General features: G+C 61.8%; 14 protein-coding genes. 5 read left to right on the top strand and 9 right to left on the bottom strand.

Annotation, left to right across the window (positions count from 1 at the left end; all coding sequences use genetic code 11):
• Positions 1-129: 129 nt before the first annotated feature.
• The gene (locus PH551_RS22265; RefSeq protein ID WP_285195160.1) at positions 130-1938 is read right to left on the bottom strand and encodes an ABC transporter ATP-binding protein; all 1809 of its coding nucleotides are present in this window, start codon (positions 1936-1938) and stop codon (positions 130-132) included.
• 276 nt (positions 1939-2214) lie between these two features.
• Here PH551_RS22265 and PH551_RS22260 point away from each other — a divergent pair, with 276 nt between their 5' ends.
• From PH551_RS22260 to PH551_RS22250, 3 genes are all read left to right on the top strand, one after another.
• Entirely contained in the window at positions 2215-2832 is a 618-nt protein-coding gene (locus tag PH551_RS22260; protein WP_285195019.1) for a flavodoxin family protein, read from the top strand.
• A 268-nt stretch (positions 2833-3100) separates the two neighbouring features.
• Positions 3101-4507, top strand: a complete 1407-nt coding sequence (locus tag PH551_RS22255) for an FAD/NAD(P)-binding protein (RefSeq protein ID WP_285195018.1) — start codon at positions 3101-3103, stop codon at positions 4505-4507.
• Positions 4508-4575: 68 nt separating this feature from the next.
• Positions 4576-6504 carry a hybrid sensor histidine kinase/response regulator gene (locus PH551_RS22250; protein WP_285195016.1) on the top strand — a complete coding sequence of 643 codons (1929 nt, stop codon included), beginning with the start codon at positions 4576-4578 and terminating at the stop codon, positions 6502-6504.
• An 18-nt stretch (positions 6505-6522) separates the two neighbouring features.
• Here PH551_RS22250 and PH551_RS22245 read toward each other — a convergent pair whose 3' ends face one another.
• The 6 genes from PH551_RS22245 to cyoA all read right to left on the bottom strand — a co-directional run bounded on the left by PH551_RS22245 (position 6523) and on the right by cyoA (position 12901).
• Positions 6523-7716 carry an acyltransferase family protein gene (locus PH551_RS22245; protein ID WP_285195015.1) on the bottom strand — a complete coding sequence of 398 codons (1194 nt, stop codon included), beginning with the start codon at positions 7714-7716 and terminating at the stop codon, positions 6523-6525.
• 135 nt (positions 7717-7851) lie between these two features.
• Entirely contained in the window at positions 7852-8610 is a 759-nt protein-coding gene (locus PH551_RS22240) for an SURF1 family protein (RefSeq protein ID WP_285195014.1), read from the bottom strand.
• A gap of 39 nt (positions 8611-8649) precedes the next feature.
• On the bottom strand, positions 8650-9051 hold the full coding sequence (cyoD, locus tag PH551_RS22235) for a cytochrome o ubiquinol oxidase subunit IV (protein WP_085780640.1): 402 nt from the start codon (positions 9049-9051) through the stop codon (positions 8650-8652).
• Entirely contained in the window at positions 9048-9668 is a 621-nt protein-coding gene (gene cyoC / locus PH551_RS22230) for a cytochrome o ubiquinol oxidase subunit III (protein ID WP_285195013.1), read from the bottom strand. The genes cyoD and cyoC overlap by 4 nt, the downstream gene beginning before the upstream one ends.
• A gap of 5 nt (positions 9669-9673) precedes the next feature.
• Complete coding sequence (gene cyoB / locus PH551_RS22225; RefSeq protein ID WP_097598797.1) at positions 9674-11677, bottom strand: cytochrome o ubiquinol oxidase subunit I; 2004 nt, start codon at positions 11675-11677, stop codon at positions 9674-9676.
• 42 nt (positions 11678-11719) lie between these two features.
• Positions 11720-12901, bottom strand: a complete 1182-nt coding sequence (cyoA, locus tag PH551_RS22220; protein WP_285195012.1) for a ubiquinol oxidase subunit II — start codon at positions 12899-12901, stop codon at positions 11720-11722.
• A gap of 378 nt (positions 12902-13279) precedes the next feature.
• On the opposite strand from cyoA, the gene PH551_RS22215 reads away from it, so the two are divergent.
• Together PH551_RS22215 and PH551_RS22210 are read left to right on the top strand one after the other, a co-directional pair.
• Positions 13280-14611 carry an MFS transporter gene (locus PH551_RS22215; RefSeq protein ID WP_085780643.1) on the top strand — a complete coding sequence of 444 codons (1332 nt, stop codon included), beginning with the start codon at positions 13280-13282 and terminating at the stop codon, positions 14609-14611.
• Between the two features lie 71 nt (positions 14612-14682).
• Positions 14683-15213, top strand: coding sequence for a dienelactone hydrolase family protein (locus PH551_RS22210; protein ID WP_285195010.1), 531 nt, complete (start codon positions 14683-14685; stop codon positions 15211-15213).
• Between the two features lie 435 nt (positions 15214-15648).
• Here PH551_RS22210 and PH551_RS22205 read toward each other — a convergent pair whose 3' ends face one another.
• Together PH551_RS22205 and PH551_RS22200 are read right to left on the bottom strand one after the other, a co-directional pair.
• Positions 15649-16116, bottom strand: a complete 468-nt coding sequence (locus tag PH551_RS22205; RefSeq protein ID WP_004679746.1) for a cyclic nucleotide-binding domain-containing protein — start codon at positions 16114-16116, stop codon at positions 15649-15651.
• Between the two features lie 97 nt (positions 16117-16213).
• Entirely contained in the window at positions 16214-18928 is a 2715-nt protein-coding gene (locus tag PH551_RS22200; RefSeq protein WP_285195007.1) for an ABC transporter ATP-binding protein, read from the bottom strand.
• Between the last annotated feature and the right edge of the window lie 41 nt (positions 18929-18969).

Below are 18969 nucleotides of genomic sequence, written 5' to 3'. Positions count from 1 at the left end.
GGGCGGATGAGGGGGCCGCACGGCACACCCTATTTGCCCTTCGCTTCCGCTCAGGCACTCGTCGCTGTTGCTCCTCCCTCATTTCCTCGCTTTGCTCGGCGATCCTTGCCGGTGGAGAGAATAAGGGATTTATGCGCTCATCGCTTCATCGCCCGGCCGCACCTGCAGATCGTAAAGCGCCTTGTAGCGGCCGCCGAACAAAAGCAGTGTCTGATGAGTGCCGCGCTCGACGATCCTTCCGTCTTCGACGAACAGGATCAGGTCGGCATGCATCAGCGAGCTCAGGCGATGAGCGACGATGATCGTCACGCGGTCGGCGGCATAGCGACGCATGGCGCTGCGGATGCGCTGCTCGGTGGCCGCATCGATCGCCGCCGTCGAATCGTCGAACACCATGACAGCCGGCTTCAGCATCAGCGCGCGGGCGATCGACAGCCGCTGCCGCTGACCGCCGGACAGCGACACGCCGCGCTCGCCGACGACGGTGCTGTAGCCTGTCGGCAAGCCGAGCACGTAATTGTGCAGCTGAGCGCTTTCGCTGGCGCGTTCGATGCGGCTTTCCTTCGCCCAGGGATCGCCATAGGCGATGTTGTTCTCGATCGTCGTCGTGAACAGGAAGGAATCCTGCTGGACGACCGCAACGGAACGGCGCAGCGACTGCAGCGTCGCCTTGCGGATGTCCTGGCCGTCGATGGTGATCCTGCCGCGGCTGGCATCGTAGAAGCGCGGAATAAGATGGGCGATGGTCGACTTGCCGCTGCCGGGAGGGCCGACGATGCCGATGGTCTGGCCGCGCCTGGCGTCAAAGGAGACATCGTGAAGCACGGTGCGCTTTTCCGCGCCGGGATAGGCGAAGCTGACATTTTCGAAGCGCAGCACGCCATCCGTCACCGCCAATTCTCTGGCATCCGGCGCGTCCTTGATCGCGATGTCAAGGTCGAGAAGGTTGAAGAGGCGCGACCCGCAGGTGGAGGCGCGGGCAAAGGCGTTGACCATCAGGCCGAGCTGGCGCACCGGCATCTGCAGGATGGTCATGAAGGTCAGAAACGAGGCGAGCGTGCCGACGGTGATCTCGCCCGACATCACCTTGCCGCCGCCGACCCAGAGGACAAGGCCCATGGCGGCGAAGAAGGAGAAGGTCATGGCGCTGGTATTGACGACACGGATGCCGACGCGTTGATGGGCGAGCGCCAGCGCGTTCTTCGAGGCCGCCTCGAATTTCGACAATTCGTGCTCCTGTGCGGCAAAGGCGCGCACGACGCGGATGCCGCCGAGATTCTCCTCCATGATCCGGGTCAGCACCGAAAGCCGCTCCTGCAGGTCGAGCCAGGTGGCGCGCAGCCTGAGCTGCGTCACCGAGGAGCGCCAGCCGACAAAAGGCACGAAGGACAGCGCCAGCAGGCCGAGCACGACGTCGGTCGACAGCAGCATATAGGCACCGATGCCGATCAGGATCGACAGCAGGATCATGCGGACCAGCGCCGTCGAAAAATACATGCGCACGCCTTCGAGATCGAGCAGGCCGACGGTGATCAGGTCGCCGGAATGGACCGTGTCATGGAAGCTGAAGGAGAGGCGCTGGATCTTTTCGTAGCAGGCCAGCCGCAGCTCGTAGCCCATGTGATGGCCGACGGATTCGCTGAAATAGTTCTGCACCATGGTGAACAGACCGCGCAGCACGCTGGCGCCGAGCAGCAGCAGCGACGTGGTCAGAAGCGCATCCTGCGCCGCCTGACCGGCCGCGCCGCCGCCCATCGCCGTCTGCGTGTGGTCGACGGCCTGGCCGAGAAGGCGGGGAATCATCAGCTGGAAGGTCGAGGCGATGAGGGTGGCGCCGATCGCAAAGCCGGCCTGCCAGGGATGGCGGAAGGCCATCACGGTGATTCGCACCAGCGTATAGAGGCCTCTGCCCCAGCCTGCCGCAGTTGCAAGCGCCATCGAAGCCGAAGGCTTCGTCGCGCGTGTTGACGCATCGCTGCTCACGGTATTTTTCCAATAGATGTGGTGCTCGGACGCTGGCCCGAAAAAACGGCAAATCCATGAAGGGATTGATAGCACCGTCATGTTTGCCGATTCCAACCGGGCGTTCAAGTAAAGAATTCACCAACTGGTTATTTTTACGTGAGGTTCCCCCCGCGTCCCCGCGGGAACAATCGGCGCTCGGATGGGTTGCAGCAGCAAACCCCTGTCAGGCAACCGTTTAAGGAGAGACCGATGCCGCTGAAAGCCCTTGCTCTCAACGCGACGCTGAAGGCCAGCGATGCCAAGGATCCGTCGTCGACCGAGCGGATGATCGCTCTCGTCGACAAGGCGATGGCTGAATACGGCGTTACGACCGAAGTGCTGCGGCTTGCCGATTTCAACATCAAGCCGGGCGTCACCTCGGACGAAGGCGCTGATGACGACTGGCCCGATATTCGCGCCAAGGTCCTCGCCGCGGATATCCTGTTAATGGCGACGCCGATCTGGCTCGGCCAGCCATCCAGCGTCTGCAAGCGGGTGCTCGAGCGCATGGATGCCTTCCTCGACGAGACGGACGATCAGGGCCGCATGGTGTCCTACGGCAGGGTCGCGGCCGTTGCCGTCGTAGGCAACGAGGACGGTGCCCATCACGTGTCGGCCGAACTCTACCAGGCGCTGAACGATGTCGGCTTCACCATTCCGGCGAATGCCGTCGCCTATTGGGTCGGAGAGGCGATGGGCTCCACCAATTTCGTCGATCTCGACAAGGTGCCGAAGGTCGTGACGAAAGCCGTCGATATGCTGGCGCGCAACACGGCGCATCTGGCGGGTCTCCTGAAGGCGAAGCAATATCCGGGCGAGGGCGGCTGAGGGCTTCACACAAAACTTGCAATTATATCAGTGATTTATGGTAAGAAATAATAAAGCCCTTGCCAGGGGTGCCGTTTAGCGCTTTCATACACGACTAGTTTAATAGACTATCGGCGAGGGGATCCCTCGTTTTCTTGGCGGGGTTCCCCGGTTGGACCCCGAGCTGCGGCGTCAATGGCCGCGTGACCCTCATCAACGCGTGATCCGCTGTTTACGCGTTGAAACCTCGATCGACCCCAGGCTGCGAATGAAGCGCAAAGGAGTTGCGATGACGGTTCAGGGACTTTTTTCCGGAAGAGCCAAGGCGGCAGCGCAGATCTCGGCCGTGCGGCGCATAGCGATCGTCGGGCGCGGCTTCTCCGGAATGATGACGGCCATTGCGCTGATGAAGACGGTGCGCGCACCCTTCCATCTGCAACTGTTCGATCCGAATTCGTCGGTCAGCGGCGGCCAGGCGCTGGTCTCGGCCCGCGCCTCGACGATCCTCAACACCCGCGTGCGTGATCTCTCTGTTTCGGTCGGCGACAGCGACGATTTCAACGACTGGCTTTGTAGCAACGCCGCTTTCCGCGCCGCCGTGCCGGCCGCCATTCCCGGTTTCCGGCAGATCTTCGTGCCGAAGGAGATCTTCAGCGATTATGTCTACCAGCGCTTTTCGGAAGCGCTCGCCGCGCGCCGGGACATCACCGTCCAGGTCTGCAACGATCCCGTGGTGGCGATCCGCCGCAGCCACGGCAACCGCTTCCTGCTCGAAAGCGCCAATCCAGCCAATCCGCTGTTCGATACGGTGATTCTCGCCACCGGCTACGGCCTGGGCGATCCGGATGCTGAGGAGCCGGGCGCGTCGCCGGTCAGGGCCCAGCGCCTCGTCGCGCGGCCGCATACCGTTTTGCTCGGCAGCGGCATTCGCGTCGTCGATCAGCTGCTGCAGCTGCGCGATTCCGGTTATGCCGGCCAGGTGACGATCATTTCCCGGCGCGGCTTCCTGCCCCAGAGCCATACGCCGAATTCCGCCGATCCAATGTTTCCGGCCGAAGCGCTGCCGGAGAGCCTGCCCGACATTGTGCGTTTCATCCGTCAGGCCTGTCGCGAGGCGGAAGAAGAGGGGCGAAGCTGGCAATCGGTGATGAACGGTCTGAGGAAACATGCCCGCTCTCTGTGGAGATCGCTGCCGGCCCGCGACAAACATCAGTTCAACCGTCATTTGCGGGCGATCTACGACAGCCACCGTAATCGCCTCCCGGAGGCCATGCACCTGCGCCTGAAACGCGAGCTTGCCGAAGGCCGCACGGTGCTGCGCCGCGGCCGGGCCGGCCGCCGGGGGCTGAGCGGCCTGTTCTTCACGCCGGCCGGCTCCTCTGTCGAAGAGGTCATCCATGCCGAGCGCATCATCGATTGCCGCTGCCGGGCGCCGGATCTTTCCGCGCCGCTGATGCAGAGCCTGTTTTCCGCCGGTCTCGCCATGCCGGACGAACTTTCTCTCGGGCTGGCGGTCAATGCGCGCGGCGAGCCCTTCCTGGCGGACGGTTCGACGGTCGCTGGGCTTTTTGCCGTCGGCCCGCTCGGCCTCGGCAGTCTTCCCGATATCGATCTCGTGCCGGAGATCGTCTCGCAGGCCTATGCCGCTGCCGAGCACATCGGTGAGCGGTTCCATCCACAGGTCAGGGCCATGTGAAAAGTGTGATATTTTCGGAACCTTCTGCCGGGTGTAGCGTTAACAGCGCTGGTAACCGAGAGGGGCAGATGGAAGTGCTGGATCGACATGATACGTCTCTTGATGAAGAGGGACGCTTTCGCCTTCTAGTCGATGCCATCACCGACTATGCCATCTACATGCTGAGCCCGGAAGGCATCGTCACCAGCTGGAATACCGGCGCTCAACGGTTCAAGGGCTACAAACCTTCGGAAATTCTCGGCGAGCACTTTTCCCGTTTCTATGTGGAAGAGGATCGAGCCGCGGGCATCCCCGAGCGCGCGCTCACCACGGCGGTGGAGGAGGGCCGGTACGAGGGGGAGGGCTGGCGCCGGCGCAAGGACGGCAGCCGCTTCTGGGCGCACGTGGTCATCGATCCCATCCGCCACCCCTCCGGCGAACTGGTCGGCTTTGCCAAGATCACCCGCGACCTGACCGAACGCAGGGCTGCCGAACACGCGATCCGCCAGAGCGAGGAGCAATTTCGCCGTCTGGTTCAGGGTGTTTCGGACTATGCGATCTACATGCTCGATCCTGACGGCAATGTCAGCAGCTGGAATTTCGGCGCCGAGCGCATCAAGGGCTATCGGCCTGATGAAATCATCGGCCGGCATTTCTCGACCTTCTATACGCCCGAGGATCGCGCGGCCGGCCTGCCGGAGAAGGCGCTGCGGGTCGCGCGCGCCGAAGGCCGATTCGAAAGGGAGGGCTGGCGTGTCCGCAAGGATGGCAGCCGTTTCTGGGCGAGCGTCGTCGTCGACGCTATTCGCGACGAAGACGGTGAAGTGCTAGGTTTCGCCAAGATTACCCGCGACATCACCGAAAAGATGGAAACGCAGCGGGCGTTGGAGCAGGCGCGCGAAGAGCTTTTCCAATCGCAAAAGATGGAGGCGATCGGCCAATTGACCGGCGGTATCGCCCATGATTTTAACAATCTGCTGATGGCCGTGCTCGGCAGTCTCGAACTCCTGAAGAAGCGCATGCCGCAGGACCGCTCGCTGACGTCGCTGGTCGACAATGCCATGCAGGGCGCTCAGCGGGGTGCTGCCTTGACGCAGCGCATGCTTGCCTTTTCCCGCCGGCAGGAGCTGCACATGGAGCCGATCGACGTCTCGGGCCTGGTGCGCGGCATGATGGAAATTCTGAGCCGGTCGCTCGGCCCCCTCACCACGATCGAGACTTCCTTCCCAGTCAGGCTGCCGACAATCCTCACCGACCCCAACCAGCTGGAGATGGCGATCCTCAATCTTGTCGTCAACGCGCGAGACGCCATGCCTTCCGGCGGCCGCATCATGCTTCGCGCATCCGAGGAAACGATAGCCGCAGGCAAGGGGCCGCTGCCGGCCGGCCGCTATATAAGAATCGCGGTGATCGATGAAGGCGAGGGCATGGATGCGAAGACGCTGGAGCAGGCGGTCACACCGTTCTTCACCACCAAGGGTGTCGGCAAGGGCACCGGCCTCGGCCTTTCCATGGTGCAGGGTCTCGCGAGCCAGTCCGGCGGCCGGCTCATCCTGAAGAGCACGCTGGGCGAAGGCACGACGGCCGAGCTATGGTTTCCTGTCGTCACTGCCGAACAGACTGCCGAAGCACCGGCCGACATCCCGCAAAAACCGGATACCCCGCAGCAGGGGCTGCGCATCGTCGCCGTGGATGACGACGGCCTGGTCCTGATGAATACGACGCTGATGCTGGAGGATCTCGGACACACCGTTTTCGAGGCGATGGCCGGTCCGGAGGCGCTCGATATTCTGCGCAAGGAGCCTGTCGATTTGGTCATCTGCGATCACGCCATGCCGCGAATGACGGGGGCGCAGCTCGCCGAGGCGATCCGCAGCGAGTGGCCTGAGATGCCGATCATTCTCGCCACCGGTTACGCCGATCTGCCCGACGGCGACGGCGCCGCCAATCTGCCCCGCCTGGGCAAGCCCTTCTCGCAGGCGCAGCTTGCCGAAGCGATCAGCCGGATTGCGGTTTAGCCGTAAGCTGACCGGCGCTTAGGCGCGAAGCTTCTCGTCGCCATTATCCTGAATGACAGTGCGGCCGGGTCCGAGTTCTGAGGTCGTCGGAATTTGCTGTTTACCCGTCGTGGCCGCAGTTGCGCCGTCCAGCAAGCGCTTTTCGGTCTCTTGCAGGTCGAAGATCGCCTGTTCGATCGTCTCAGCCGGAGTTTCGCGCGAGGCTGCGCGCCGCCGATGATGCCGCCACCACGCGACGAGCAGGCGTCGGCTCGGGACTTCTATCGTCTCGTGAATGAACCATGCTCCTGCCGCCGCAACGCCAAGCGCCACCAGGACGAGTACCGGTTCCGGAATCAGACCGTCGAAAGCCCGGCGTACAAGGAACGTGATGGGGACGTGGAAAAGATAGAGCGAAAAGCTGATCGCGCCGAAGAACCGCATGGGTGCCGCTGCCAGGACATGGGCTGCGATCGGAGGCTGTCGAGCGGCGAGCGCCACGATGACGGCTGCCGCGAGCGCACTTTGAAGCCCCCAGAATTCATGGGAGAAACCGGGCAAGACATGCCTGTACGTGAAGAACACCGCCAGAAGGAACAGCGTGAAAGCGCCGGTGGAGGCGGATGGCCTCCACCTGTCCCAGCAGGAATGCATCGCCCCGGCAAGCGCGCCGAACAGAAAATAGGGGAGCTTGGAAAGAAGCAGTATACCTGGTCCCGGCAGCTCGAGCAGGCCATCCACCACGACCAGCACCGCCAAACCTGCGATCACACCGCTATAGCGCTGCGGGCGGGTCAAGCAGAGCCAAAGGATCGGGAAGAACAGATAGAATTGAATTTCGGGTGGAATTGACCAGAAAACCCCGCTCGAGCCCATAAGAAAGACATGGCGGAGAAACTCCGTGCCGCCGATGATCGGCTGAACGAAGTTTAGACTTTGCATGCCGGACAGCGCCGCCACGAGCAGGACTGCAGCCAGATAGACCGGATAGATGCGGGCAAAGCGGCTGACAAGAAAATCCAGGACTGTTTCCTTGGTGACCGGTCGTGAGCCGTAGAGATGGGCCATCAGAAAGCCGCTGAGGGCGAAGAACAGGCCGACGGCTTCGCTGCCCATTGTGATGAAATGCAAACCTGTGTTTGGAAAGACAAGCCCGATATGCGCTTGCACGACCAGAAGCGCGGCGAGACCGCGCAGACCATCGAGACTGGGGATGTAATCCGGCCGGCTCATGTGCAGCTTTATATGTTCTGTTCAGGCAAGCAGTATCGGACATCGCTTTACAAGAGATTAATCCGAAGCGCGGAGACGACCGCTGTGCAACTGTTGCTTGCCGGAGCGCTTGCACCGCTGCAAAGCGGCAGCGACTTACGTCGGGCGGCCTCTTCCGATCTCGCCGCGAACAACAAACACCAGCAATACCAGCACCATCACCGCCAGCCCGTACCAGGTGATCGCATAGACGAGATGGTTGTTGGGGAAATGAATGATCGTCAGGCCGCCGACCGGCAGACCGCCGGGATTGGCAGCGGCGTCGGCATCGATGAAATAGGGCGCGACCGCGCCGAGGCCGCGCTTTTGGGCGATCGCAGCGACATCGCGCGAATACCAGCGGTCGGCGGCGACGTCGTTTGATTGGAGCAGCGATCCCTTCGGCTCGGTCATCCGCAGCAGCCCGGTGATCTCGATGACATCAGACAGCTGACCCTCGCGGCGCGAGGCGGGGTCGCGCCTCTCCGTCGGCACGAAGCCGCGATTGACGAGGATGGCGGTGCCGTCGGCGAGCATCAGCGGCGTCATCACCCAATAACCCGGACCGAGAACGGTCGAGGCGTAGACCAGCGTTTCCTTGTCGTTTGCCAGCATTCCCTCGACGGTCACACGGCGATATTCGTCGCTGCCGGCATTGACCTTGTCCCAGTCGGCGCGCCCCGGGGCCGGCACGGTGGCTGCGTGCACGCGCTGGTCGACGCGGGCGATGAGGTCGCGCTTCCAGCCCAGGCGTTGAACCTGCCAAGCGCCGAGACCAAACAGGATGGCGGCGAGCAGTGCCAGGCAGACGGCGAAGAGCGCGCGTTTTGCCCGGAAATGCGGTCTTTCCGATTTTTGCGTGGAGGCTTCGCTCATTGGTCTCAGGGCGGCGCTGCCGCCGCCCTTCGTTTGCCGTTACGGCATGTTCTTCATCATCTCGGGGCTCATCGGCATCATATTGGAGTTGAGATGATGCATGACCCAGAGTGAACCGGAGAGCGCGATGGCGACGATGATGAGGGTAAAGATCAGCGCCATCATCGTCCAGCCGCCTTCGCTCCTGGGATTCATGTGCAGGAAGAAGACCATATGGACGACGATCTGGATGGCGCCGATACCCATCACCAGCACCGCCGTCAGCGCCGGGCTGGCGAACACGCCGGCCATAACAAGCCAGAAGGGGATGGCGGTCAGGACGACGGAGAGCGCAAAGCCCACCATATAGCTGCGGAACGTGCCATGGCCCGCCTGGTGGCCGTGGCTGTGGCCGTGATGCGCCTCGTGGGCATCCTCATGGGTGGGTGCTTGCGAACTCATCCGAGAACTCCGAGCAGATAGACGAAGGAAAAGACGCCGATCCAGACGACGTCGAGGAAGTGCCAGAACATCGAAAGGCACATCAGGCGGCGGCGGTTGGCCTCGATCAACCCATGCATCGACACCTGGACCATCAGCGTGATCAGCCAGATGATGCCGAAGGTGACGTGCAGCCCGTGGGTGCCGACGAGCGTGAAGAAGGAGGAGAGGAAGGCGCTGCGGGTCGGCCCGGCTCCCTCGTGGATCAGGTGGATGAACTCGTAAAGTTCCAACCCGATAAAGGTCGCGCCGAACAGGCCGGTCACGGCGAGCCAGAACAGTGTTTCCGCCTTGGCGTTCCGCTCCATCTGCAGCATGGCGAAGCCGTAGGTAATCGAGGAGAAGAGCAGCATCGAGGTGTTGAGGGCGACGATCGGCAGATCGAAGAGATCGGCCGGCGACGGGCCGGCGGCATAGTTGCGGCCGAGCACGCCGTGCGTCGCAAACAGCACCGCAAAGATCAGGCAGTCGCTCATCAGGTAGAGCCAGAAGCCGAGATTGGTGCTCCCCTCCGGATGATGGTCTTCCGTCAGGTAGAATTCAGGCTTTTCGGCCGTATCGATGGTTTGATCGCTCATGGTCATTACACCTGCTCGGCAAGCAGCGCCGTGCGCTTGCCTTCCGTTTCGGTCACCTTGCCGGCGGGAATGTAGAAGTCGCGTTTGTAGTTGAAGGTATGGCCGATCGCCACGGCAAGCAGCGCGATGGCGGAAACGATCACCAGCCACCACATGTACCAGATCAGGCCGAAGGCAAGCGCGACGCTGATTGCCGACAGGATGGCGCCGGTGCCGGTATTCTTCGGCATGTGGATCGGCTTGAAGCCGCCGAGCGGGCGCTCGTAGCCGCGCCTTTTCATGTCGTACCAGCTGTCATGGTCGTGGACGACGGGCGTGAAGGCGAAGTTGTAGTCCGGCGGCGGCGAGGAGGTCGACCATTCCAGCGTACGGCCGTCCCAGGGATCGCCGCTGTCGTCACGCAGTTCCTCGCGTTTCATGAAGCTGACGACGATCTGGATCAGGAAAGCGGCGATGCCGAGCGCAATCAGTCCGACGCCGAAGGCGGCGATGATGAACCAGATCTGCAGTGACGGGTCCTCGAACTGGCTCATGCGGCGGGTGACGCCCATCAGGCCGAGCACGTAGAGCGGCATGAAGGCGAACCAGAAGCCGATCTGCCAGAACCAGAAGCTCATCTTGCCCCAGAACGGATCGAGCTTGAAGCCGAAGGCCTTCGGAAACCAGTAGTTCACGCCGGCGAACATGCCGAACAGAACGCCGCCGATGATGACGTTGTGGAAATGGGCGATGAGGAACAGCGAATTGTGCAGCACGAAGTCCGCCGGCGGCACCGCCAGCATGACGCCGGTCATGCCGCCGATGACGAAGGTCACCATGAAGCCGACCGTCCACAGCATCGGCACCTCGTAGCGGATACGGCCGCGATACATGGTGAAGAGCCAGTTGAAGATCTTCGCTCCCGTGGGGATCGAGATGATCATCGTGGTGATGCCGAAGAAGGAGTTGACGCTGGCGCCCGAGCCCATCGTGAAGAAATGGTGCAGCCAGACGATGTAGGACAGGATCATGATCACGCAGGTGGCGTAGACCATCGAGGCATAGCCGAACAGGCGTTTGCCGGAGAAGGTGGCGACGACTTCCGAGAAGATGCCGAAGGCCGGCAGCACCAGGATGTAGACCTCGGGATGGCCCCAGATCCAGATGAGGTTGATGTACATCATCGGATTGCCGCCGAGGTCGTTGGTGAAGAAGTTCGTCCCGGCATAGCGGTCGAGCGACAGCAGCGCGAGCGTTGCCGTCAGGATCGGGAAGGAGGCGACGATCAGCACGTTGGTGCAGAGCGCTGTCCAGGTGAAGACCGGCATTTTCATGAAGGTCATGCCGGGCGCGCGCATCTTGACGATGGTGGCGATCAGGTTGATTCCCGACAGCGTCGTTCCGACACCCGCCACCTGCAGGCCCCAGATATAATAGTCGACGCCGACGCCCGGACTGTAGGCGGCGCCCGACAGCGGCGGATAGGCGAGCCAGCCGGTCTGGGCAAATTCGCCGATGAACAGCGACAGCATGATGATGATCGCGCCGGCGGTGGTCATCCAGAAGGAGAAGTTATTGAGGAAGGGGAAGGAGACGTCGCGCGCGCCGATCTGCAGCGGCACCACGAAGTTCATCAGACCGGTGACGAAGGGCATCGCCACGAAGAAGATCATGATGACGCCGTGGGCGGTGAAGATCTGGTCGTAGTGGTGCGGCGGCAGGTAGCCCTCCGAACCGTTGAAGGCGATCGCCTGCTGGACTCGCATCAGGATCGCGTCGGAAAAGCCGCGTAGCAGCATGATCACTGCGAGGATCACATACATGATGCCGATCTTCTTGTGATCGACGCTGCAGATCCAGTCGTGCCAGAGCGGACCCCAGAATTTGAAATAGGTGATGGCGCCGAGCACGGCGAGACCGCCGATGACGACGCCGATGAAGGTCACGACCAGAATCGGCTCGTGATAGGGGATGGCGTCGAGGGTCAACCGGCCGAAGATCAACTTCAGGAGGTCAGGATTGGAAAACATGGAACAACCCGTTCATTATGTCTTGCGACGCAAAGCGCCAGGTTAATTGTTGTTGTTGAGCTGCGTCGGCGCCGGATCGGCGCCGTTGCCCGAGCCGGGCATGGAATGGCCGTCATGCTGCATATCCATCCCGGGCATGCCCTTCATGCCGGGCATGTCGTGCTGCATGCTGCCTCCGGGATTACGCGGCGGCTCTGCCTTTGCCGGGACGCCTGTTGCCGGCACGGTGGCCCCAGGCTCGACGACGCCTTCGCCGGCATGGCGGTTGTCGTATTGCAGCTTCTCGCGGTTTTCAGCACTTTCCTTGCCGCCGCCACCCATCATATCGATGTGCATCATCTCGTTCATGCACATCTTGCCTGGCGTGGCGCACATGTTGAGGATGGCGTCGTAGAGATCGGCGTCGGCGCCTGCATAGTAGCGCACCGGCTCCTTCTCGCTCGGCTTCTCAAGCGTCAGATAGGCGTCGCGGTTGAGCATCGTGCCCTGCTGCTTGACCTTGGCCATCCAGGCGTCGAAGCCTTCGCGGGTTAGGCCATGGAACTTGAAACGCATGTGCGAGAAGCCGGCGCCGCTGTAATTGGCGGAGAAGCCTTCATATTCGCCCTCCCGGTTGATGACGGCGTGCAGCTTCGTCTCCATGCCGGGCATGGCGTAGATCTGGCCGGCAAGAGCCGGGATGTAGAAGGAGTTCATCACCGAGGAGGCGGTGATCTTGAAATTGATCGGCGTGTCGACAGGGGCGGCCATCTCGTTGACTGTGGCGATGCCGAGTTCGGGATAGAAGAACAGCCATTTCCAGTCGAGCGCCACGACCTCGACGGTCAGCGGCTTGGTATCGGCCGGGATGGCGCGCTCGGCATCGAGGCGGTCGAGCGGTCGGTAGGGATCGAGCTTATGCGTGGAAATCCAGGTGACGGCCCCGAGCGCAATGATGATCGCCAGGGGGGCCGCCCAGATGACGATTTCGAGGCGGGTCGAATGATGCCATTCCGGCGCGTAAGCGGCGGCCGTGTTGGAGCGGCGGTAGCGCCAGGCGAAGAGCAGCGTCAGGAAGATCACCGGGACGATGATCAAAAGCATCAGCACCGTCGAGATGACGATGAGATCGCGCTGTTGCACGGCGATGTCGCCTGAGGGCGCCATGACCACCATGTTGCATCCTGCCAGGAAAAGCAGCGGCAAGACGGATAGAAGGCGGGAAAACTTCACGAGTTTTTGCACGTCTCTAAGCTCTTGTTGTTTCGTTTTGACCGCGACTAAAGCACTGAACCCGATAGCGACATGAGGCGGAAAGTCGCAGTGCAGCAAAGATGCCGCAGTGCGGCAGAAATCATGTTGCGCTATTGCTTTGAAATCCTGATAAAATTGAGAAGGATTTTTTGCGCGCGCATGTCCCCTCAATATATCCGCAAGAGCCGGCCAGGCCAGCTTTTGCACCGGAAAAATAGCGGCTGGGGCAACGCAATTTTTCCTGACACGGCTCGATTTGCGCCGCGATGATGAACTATTTCCATATTGCGGACTTGATAAGCCTGCGGGTTTGATCAAGATCAGCCTGGGGCGCCTTGCCGGAAGCGCCTTAACGAGGAGGCGTTTTTCATGGCTACAACATCGCATTACGGACCGTCATCGTCGTCGCTCGAACGCGACGCGCGGCGCATTCACGACGACAAGCCGGTTTCGCCGGGCAGTATCGCCATCGGCGTGGTGATCGGCCGCATGTCGGAATTCTTTGATTTCTTCGTCTATGGCCTCGCCTCGGTCCTCGTTTTTCCGCAGCTCGTCTTTCCCTTCGCACCGGACAGGCTGACGGCGACGCTCTATTCCTTCGCCATCTTCTCGCTCGCCTTCCTCGCCCGCCCCGTCGGGTCCGTGGTCTTCATGACCATCGACCGGATGTACGGGCGCGGCACAAAGCTCACGATTGCACTCTTCCTGCTCGGCGGTTCCACGGCCTCGATCGCTTTCCTGCCCGGATATGCTGAGATCGGCGTCTGGTCGATCGCCCTGCTGGCGCTCTTCCGTCTCGGCCAGGGCTTCGCGCTCGGCGGCGCCTGGGACGGTCTGGCATCGCTGCTCGCGCTCAACGCGCCGCCCAATCACCGCGGCTGGTACGCGATGATCCCGCAGCTCGGCGCACCGATCGGCTTTGCACTGGCAAGCACGCTCTTCGGTTATTTCGTCGCCAACCTGTCCAGCGAGGATTTCCTCTCCTGGGGCTGGCGTTATCCCTTCTTCGTCGCCTTCGCGATCAACGTCGTGGCGCTGTTTGCGCGTCTGCGCCTGGTCATGACCAAGGAATTCGGCACGCTTTTGGAGCAGCATGAGCTGGAGGCCGCACCGATCCTCCAGGTGCTGCGCGTTCACGGCCGCGACATCCTGATCGGCGCCTTCGTGCCGCTCGCCAGTTTCGCCATGTTCCACCTAGTCACCATCTTCCCTCTCGGCTGGATGAGCCTTTACGGCAACCAGCCGATCGGCACTTTCATGGTGGTGCAGGTGATCGGCGCCATGGTCGGCGTCATCGCCATCATCGCCTCGGGCCTGATCGCCGACCGCATCGGGCGCCGCGCCCAGCTTGCCATCTGCGCCGTCATCATCGCCGTCTTCAGCTTTATCGGGCCGATCCTGATCGCCTCCGGCAATAATGGCCACGACGCTTTTGTCATCATCGGCTTCGGCGTGCTCGGCCTGTCCTTCGGCCAGGCGACAGGCTCGATCTCGTCGCGCTTCGGCCGCGGCTATCGCTATACCGGTGCAGCCTTCACCTCGGATCTCGCCTGGCTGGTCGGCGCAGGCTTTGCGCCGCTGGTGGCGCTCAGCCTCTCCAGCCGTTTCGGCCTGACCTTCGTCGGTTACTACCTTCTCTCCGGCGCCATCTGCACGCTGGCCGCGCTGGCCTTCAGCAAGGCGCTGGAACAGCGGGAATAGGATCGAGACAGTCCGCCGGGAAACCGGCGGCTGCCTTAGCATCTATCGCAGAGAAGAGCGGCATCGTCGAAATGCAACATTTGGTCGTTGGCGATATCCACGGCTTTCCCGAAACCTTTGTCGAGCTGCTGGATGCTGGCAGCTTTCAGCGCCATGGTTTGCAACTGGCCGACCTGAGTGGGCGTCCTGATCTACGTGGGAACGCGCTTCACGACCATCTCTTCAACCAGGAAGGCATGCGGCATGCGATCCGGGCACTTCGTGAGATCGACGGACGCGGGTGCTTGGGGATCGGTTTTAGCGCCGGTGGAACGGCTCTGTGGAATGCGGTCAGAGAGGGTCTTGAACTCCAGGCGCTGATCTGCGTGTCATCAACCAGGTTGCGCTTCGAAACGTCTCCCCTCGATATACCCACCATGGTCTTCTGGGGAGAGCTCGATCCATACCGGCCAACTGAAAGCTGGAACAACGCTGTTCCCCAGTGCTGGAAAATCTACGCCGGCAAGCAGCATGATTTTTATCGGCTCGATGCGCTTACAGCGCGATCTCCGTTGAGGTCGGATATTGCCGCCTTCGTCGAAGGCCGAGGCCCGTTTGAATAGGCGTATTCTGAGTCGCTTGGCCGCTTCGGCCTGAATTTCGTCGATTACTACTGTCCGGCGCCATCTGCCCGCGGCAGCACTCGCCTTTCAGCAGGGCACTGGAGCAGCGTGAATAGGCGAATTTGGACACGGGCTCGCGCCTCGGACACCAGCCCCTCATCCGCCTGCCAGCACCTGCTCCCCGCCTGCGGGGCGAAGGGGGCAAGCCGCGAGCCCTCTGTTCCCCGCCAGCCTCTCGCTGTGCACGTCCCCTCGCCCCGTTTACGGGGAGAGGGTTAGGGTGAGGGGCAGCCACGCGGCACAAAGGCTGCAGCAGCGGTGGCCTGCCGCCTGCATCTGCTGGCCATTGCAAATACAACACGTCAGGACATCAAACGGAAATGCTGCGCCTCGTCCATGGCGCGCAGAAATGGCCGCCGAAATCTTGATTTGATCTTACTGCGCCATCTGCGGCTGCTTTGCCGCCCGCGCTGCGGTCAATTCCGCCGTCGTGTGATTAAGGCGGTCGGCGAGCACGCGCATGATTTCCACGGCCATTTCGGGGAAGTCGCTGAGCAGCTTTAAAAAGTGCTCTTTGCTGATGCGCAATACTTCGAGGGGCGAGGTGGCCCGCACTGTCGCCGTGCGTGAGACATCGCAGAGAATGGCGATTTCGCCGACGATGGAATTGAGCTCTACGTCGGCGACCTTGATCTCGCCTGCCGGCGAGGAGACGATGATATCGGCGCTGCCGGAGAGGATGACATAGGCGGCGTCGCCGACATCGCCCTGGTGGAAGAGATCCTGACCGGCTTTGTAGGTCATGCGGTCGGAGGTGAAGGCCAAAAGCTTGAGTTTCGCTGGTGCAATCCTGGAAAAGATCGGCACCCGGCGCAGCATTTCGACTTCGTCTCTCAACAGCATGAGCGTTTCAATCCCCTGACGCAGGGTTCTTGGAACCAGGCGTCTCAATTCCGGGCGTTCCCCCGGGAACGCCTACCATCGCCGCCCCCATAGAATATTACGATAACAGTTCCTTGAACATACCGTTTTTCTCGGAAAGTTCCGGATAGTTTCCAGCTTCCGCCAGCCCGCCGCGGTCGAAGAGCAAGATCCGGTCGAACATTTCGGCAAGCCGCGCATTCGAAAGCACCCAGATGATCGCCGGGCGCTCACCTTCCTTATGCAGGTCTTCGATGATGTTGCGGGTGATCTGATCCTGAACGCGCTGGTCGAGTGCCGACAGCGGCCGGTTGAAGACGAAATAGTCCGAGCGCTTCAGAAGCGCGCGGGCCAGGTTCAGCTTCTGGCGCTGCACCATGGTCAGCCGCTTGCCGCCGGAGCCGACGTCGAATTCGAGGCCGATCGACAGAACATCGTCATAAAGGTCGAGTGCGTCGAAGAGCTCGCCCATGATGGCGCGGATGCGGTCGGAGGCGTCGGCCTGCTGATAGGCGATACGGCCGAAGAGCACATTGTCCATCAGGCTTGCCGACGGGGTGAAACGCTCGGCGTCGTAGCGCTCTATCAGCTCGGCGAGATCGGCCGGAATATGCGCATGGAACTGCTTGCGGGCGCTGACGATCTTGTCCATCAGCTCGTTGGTCAAAAGGCCGAAGCGATGGCGCGGCTCAATATAGGCGAAGCTCAGCCGGATGATGGCGGAGCGCTCCTCAGGTGTCGCATCCTCGAAGCGGCGGCTTTGCAGCTTCTGCAGCAGCGCCTGATAGGTCGGAATGTCGTCCGCCGTCATGAAGGTCAGCTGCTGAAAGAAAGGATGATCCGGCGGCAGGTCATGGAAGAGTTCGACGGCGTTTTCGGCGATCTCGAGGCCCATGGCGTAGAGATCGGTGCTTAGGCCCGTCTCGCGGAACAGCTGCTGGAAATAGGGATGGGCGGCAAGCCGGCGATTGGTCATCAGCGGCCGCTTCATCGTGCCGAAGAGCAGGTTCTCACCGACCGTCGCCTGGGCGTTGTAGGCGTCAAAATCGAAAGGCACGACGATGCCATCAAGACCTTCGTCGCGCAGCCGGTCGCGCAGCGACGCGCGCAGCGCCACGACATGGTCGCTGACCGCCACATGCACCTCGGTATTGACGTTCGAGCGCAGCGCCAGATCGAGGATGTCCTGCGAAATCTGCACGGCGTCGAGCACCGGCCGGATAGCTTTCAGGAGATCTTCCGGTCCATTGGCGCCGGCCGCCTGGTAATCCACCCAATCGCTGTTGAGGTCGAGCGTCGGGTTGCCGGCCTTCACCGCCTCGATGGAATGCCATTTATACTCCTGCGCTTCCTTCTCGTCGTAGACGGCGTCGATCATCGGCGCGTGCTTGAGGCCGTAGAGCAGATTGCTGGCGAGCGTGCCATGGAAGAAGAAGGTGTCGGCCGAGGCATAGGAGATGCGGCGGCCGGTGATCGATTCCGGCAGCTCGAGCAGGTCGCGTCCGTCGATGGTGATGCGGCCGGAGTCGGGCCAGATCATCCGGCCGAGCGCTTCGGCGAAGGCTTCGGCGCCGCTGCCGTTCGGACCGACGATCGCAACCGTCTCGTTCGGCTTGATTTCGACCGAGACGTGGTCGACGAGGCGGGCGCCGCTGTCGTCGGAGAGCGTCAGATTGGTGACGACGAGTGCGCTGGTCAGTGGGCCCACGGGTGCGGTCGCCAATTCCTGGATGTGGCTCTCGATCAAGGGCTCGACGTTGAACTGCTCGTAGACCTGCTGATATTTCACCTGCACGTCCTGGCGCATCTGGTCCCAGTCGATCAGTTCCTTCAGCGGCCCGGGCAGGTCTTTGTAGGCTGATATGACGGCGACGAGCTGGCCGATGTCGAGCCGGCCCTGCAGCGCGAGATAACCGCCGATCGCGTAGAACAGGAAAGGCGTGACCTGGGCGAGAAAGTTATTGATGAACTTCACCAGGAACTTCCACTGGTAAAGGTCGTAGCGGATCGAGAAGATGCGGCCGAGCCGCCAGGCGATATCGGCGCGTTCGAGGTTAGATGTGTCGTTGCCGTGGATCGTGCCGATGCCCTCGACGATTTCGCCAACGCGGCCGGAAAGCTCGCGCGCCGTCAGCTGCCGCTGGCGGCCGAGATCCAGCAGGCGCTTGCGCATGCGCGGGATGACGACCGCCTGGACGCCGACGATGGCGGCGGCGATCATGCCGAGCCAGAAATTCTGCACGATGATGAAGGCGAGCGCGGTGATCGCCTGGCCGCCGAGCAGGGCAGGCGAGACGAAGGCGTCGCCGGTGAAGCCGCCCATCGGCTCCACCTCGTCCTTGATCATCGTGGCGATCTCGGCCGATTTCACCCGCTTGAAATGGGCCGGCGGAAACCGCAGCACCCGGTCGATCAGTTCGAAGCGGATGCGCCGCAGCATGCGTTCGCCGAGCCGGCCCTTATAGGTGTTGATGTAGAACTTGAAGAGCCCGTTCAGCACCACCAGCGCCAGGAATACCAGACTGAGAGCCATCAGCATCTGGAAACGGTCGAGCTGCACGCCCTTGAAGAATTCGACATGGCCGATCAGCGGAATGTCATAGGCGATATGCATGAAGGTCTGGGTTGCGCCGGGGCCTTCAAAGCCGTCGCCCTGGATCGGTCCGTTGACGATCTGCTTCGGCAGATCGAAGGACAGGAAATAGGGGAGCATTGAGGCCGCGACGACAGCCAGGATCCACAGCTGCTGCAGCCGCGTGTTCTTCCAGATATAGCGGGCGAGGCTCTTTTCCATGGCTAACCGTCAGCGTGCTGGGAAATTCCGAAGGCGCGATC

Source organism: Rhizobium atlanticum (genome assembly GCF_030182485.1).
Lineage (GTDB): Bacteria > Pseudomonadota > Alphaproteobacteria > Rhizobiales > Rhizobiaceae > Rhizobium.
This window is presented reverse-complemented; position numbering and strand designations above follow the sequence as displayed.